This window comes from Pseudomonas sp. Pseusp97, assembly GCF_047304025.1.
In the GTDB taxonomy this organism is placed as follows: Bacteria; Pseudomonadota; Gammaproteobacteria; order Pseudomonadales; family Pseudomonadaceae; genus Pseudomonas.
This window is the reverse complement of sequence record NZ_JBGLYK010000377.1, coordinates 1-2,895: the sequence shown is the minus strand read 5'-3', so window position 1 is coordinate 2,895 and position 2,895 is coordinate 1. Positions and strand designations below refer to the sequence as shown.

The following is a 2,895-nucleotide window of genomic DNA, read 5'->3' as shown; positions in this document are numbered from 1 at the left end:
GGGGGGTCGTCCCCCCCCGTCCGCCCCATCCCGTACCCCCATACTCTGTTTTGCTTCCCCGTGGCCGCCCCCCCTAACCGCACGGCACCAACCCGTCGCGGGCGAAGTCCGCTCCTACGAAAATCCAACCATCACGCAGCACCACAGCTGTCCAATCCGCTCATCCAGATTGGCGGCTTTCGACATTGCCCGCGCGCCAGCGCAGCGGGAACATCAGGGGACTCCAGACAAGAACAAACCCAGGAGTTCCGCGATGCGTTCCCATACCGCCGCCACGGCCGAGTTCGACTACCGCGCCACCGCCGAAGCCGTCCTGGCCGGCAACCTCGATGCCCTCAATGCCTGTGTCGAATGTTGCGACCGCCACGCCATTCCCGGCCGCGTCGCGCTGTTCTGGGAAGGCAAGGACGGCGACAGCGCCTCCTACACCTTCACCCAGCTCAAGGAGCTTTCCGGTCGTTTCGCCAGCTTCCTCCACGGCCTCGGCGTGCGCCCCGGCGACGTGGTGTCCGGCATGCTGCCGCGCACACCGGAGCTGCTGATCGCCGTGCTCGGCACCTGGCGCCTGGGCGCGGTCTACCAGCCGCTGTTCACCGCCTTCGGGCCGAAGGCCATCGAGCACCGGGTCAAGTTGGCCGGCAGCAAGGTGGTGGTAACCGACGGCGCCAACCGCGGCAAGCTCGACGAGGTGCCCGACGCTCCCACGCTGGTGACTGTCGGCGGCCCGAAAGGACAAGGCATCCGTCACGGCGACTACAGCTTCTGGGCCGAACTGGAACGCCATTCGCCGGACTTCGAACCGGTACTGCGCAGCGGCGAAGACACCTTCCTGCTGATGTTCACCTCCGGCACCACCGGGCTGGCCAAGCCGCTGGCCGTGCCGCTCAAGGCCATAGTCGCCTTCGTCGGCTACATGCGCGATGCAGTGGGGCTGCGTGAGGAGGATTCGTTCTGGAACCTCGCCGATCCGGGCTGGGCCTACGGGCTCTACTACGGTGTCACCGGGCCGCTGGCCATGGGGCACCCGATCACCTTCTACGAAGGCGCGTTCACGGTGGAGAGCACCTGCCGCATCGTGCGCAAGTACGGCATCACCAACCTGGCCGGTTCGCCCACCGCGTACCGCCTGCTGATCGCCGCCGGCGAGGCGGTGTCCAAACCGCTCAGGGGGCGCCTGCGCGCGGTGAGCAGCGCCGGTGAGCCGCTGACTCCGGAAGTCATCCGCTGGTTCGCCAGCGAGCTGGGCGTGACCATCCACGATCACTACGGCCAGACCGAGCTGGGCATGGTGCTGGCCAACCATCACGAACTGCAGCATCCGGTGCATCTCGGCGCCGCCGGCTTCTCCATCCCCGGCCACCGCGTGGTAGTGCTGGACGAGCAGGGCAACGAGCTGCCCCCCGGCCAGCCCGGCGTGCTGGCCATGGACCGCCGCCAGTCTCCGCTGATGTGGTTCGCCGGCTACCAGGGCATGCAGACCAAGGCCTTCGTCGGCGACTACTACCTGAGCGGCGACACCGTGGAACTGAACGCCGACGGCAGCATCAGCTTCGTCGGCCGCGCCGACGACCTGATCACCACCTCCGGCTACCGCGTCGGCCCGTTCGACGTGGAGAGCGCACTGATCGAGCATCCGGCGGTGATCGAAGCGGCGGTGATCGGCAAGCCGGACCCGGAGCGCACCGAACTGGTCAAAGCCTTCGTGGTGCTCTGTTCGTCCTACCGGCCGGGCGCGGAGCTGGCCGAGGAACTACAACAGTACGTGCGCAAGCGACTGTCGGCGCACAGCTACCCGCGCGAGGTGGAGTTCGTCGACGAACTGCCCAAGACCCCCAGCGGCAAGATCCAGCGCTTCCTCCTGCGCAACCAGGAGATCGCCAGGCAACGCGAAGCGGCCGAGAAAGCGGCGGCTCACTAAGTACAGCGGAGAGACTTCATGCAGATCCAGAACAAGGTATTCCTCATCACCGGCGGCGGTTCCGGCCTCGGCGCGGCCACCGCGAAGCTGCTGGTGAGCGCTGGCGCCAGGGTGGTGCTGGCCGACGTCAATGCCGAAGCCGGCGCCGCCCAGGCCGCCGAGCTGGGCGAGGCGAATGCGCGCTTCATCCGCACCGACGTGTGCAGCGAGGCGGACGGCAAGGCGGCGGTGCAACTTGCGCTGGACGCCTTCGGCGCGCTGCACGGTCTGGCCAACTGCGCGGGCGTGGCCCCGGCGGAGAAGGTCATCGGCCGCAACGGCGTGCATGGGCTGGAAAGCTTCACCCGCACCATCAACATCAACCTGATCGGCACCTTCAACATGCTGCGCCTGGCCGCCGAAGCCATGGCGCGCAACGAGCCGGATGCCGGCGGCGAGCGCGGCATCATCATCAACACCGCCTCCGTCGCCGCTTTCGACGGGCAGATCGGCCAGGCTGCGTACTCCGCCTCGAAGAGCGCGGTGGTCGGCATGACCCTGCCGATCGCCCGCGAACTGGCGCGCTCGGGCATCCGCGTGATGACCATCGCCCCCGGCATCTTCGAGACGCCGATGATGGCCGGCATGCCCCAGGAAGTGCGCGACTCCCTCGGCGCCAGCGTGCCGTTCCCGCCGCGCCTCGGTCGCCCGGACGAGTACGCCGCGCTGGCCCGCCACATCATCGAGAACAGCATGCTCAACGGCGAGGTGATCCGCCTCGACGGCGCCATTCGCATGGCTGCGAAGTAAGCAGGAGGAGAGAGTCATGAACGATCCCATCGTCATTGTCAGTGCCACCCGTACCCCCATGGGCGGCTTCCTCGGCGAGTTCAAGGACGTCACCGCCGCCACCCTCGGGGCTGCCGCGATCCGCGCCGCCGTCGAACGTGCCCGCCTGGGCGCGGAAGAAGTGGACGAAGCCGTGCTCGGCTGCGTGC

The 2,895-nt window shown here is 68.1% G+C and carries 2 protein-coding genes and 1 pseudogene; all 3 read left to right on the top strand.

The features are described 5' to 3' along the window. Positions 1–253: 253 nt before the first annotated feature. A complete protein-coding gene (locus tag ACCC94_RS29055) occupies positions 254–1,918 on the top strand; it encodes an acyl-CoA synthetase (RefSeq protein WP_413353043.1) in 1,665 nt (554 codons plus the stop codon). A gap of 18 nt (positions 1,919–1,936) precedes the next feature. Then, positions 1,937–2,707, top strand: a complete 771-nt coding sequence (locus tag ACCC94_RS29050) for a 3-hydroxyacyl-CoA dehydrogenase (protein WP_413353041.1) — start codon at positions 1,937–1,939, stop codon at positions 2,705–2,707. Between the two features lie 16 nt (positions 2,708–2,723). After that, positions 2,724–2,895: pseudogene (locus tag ACCC94_RS29045) on the top strand (acetyl-CoA C-acetyltransferase); the annotation flags it as partial.

What these genes read in the sequence shown, in the direction of transcription:
- ACCC94_RS29055 (WP_413353043.1), top strand. Translation starts at nt 254, where the DNA reads ATGCGTTCCCATACCGCCGCCACGGCCGAGTTCGACTACCGCGCCACC.
- ACCC94_RS29050 (WP_413353041.1), top strand. Translation starts at nt 1,937, where the DNA reads ATGCAGATCCAGAACAAGGTATTCCTCATCACCGGCGGCGGTTCCGGC.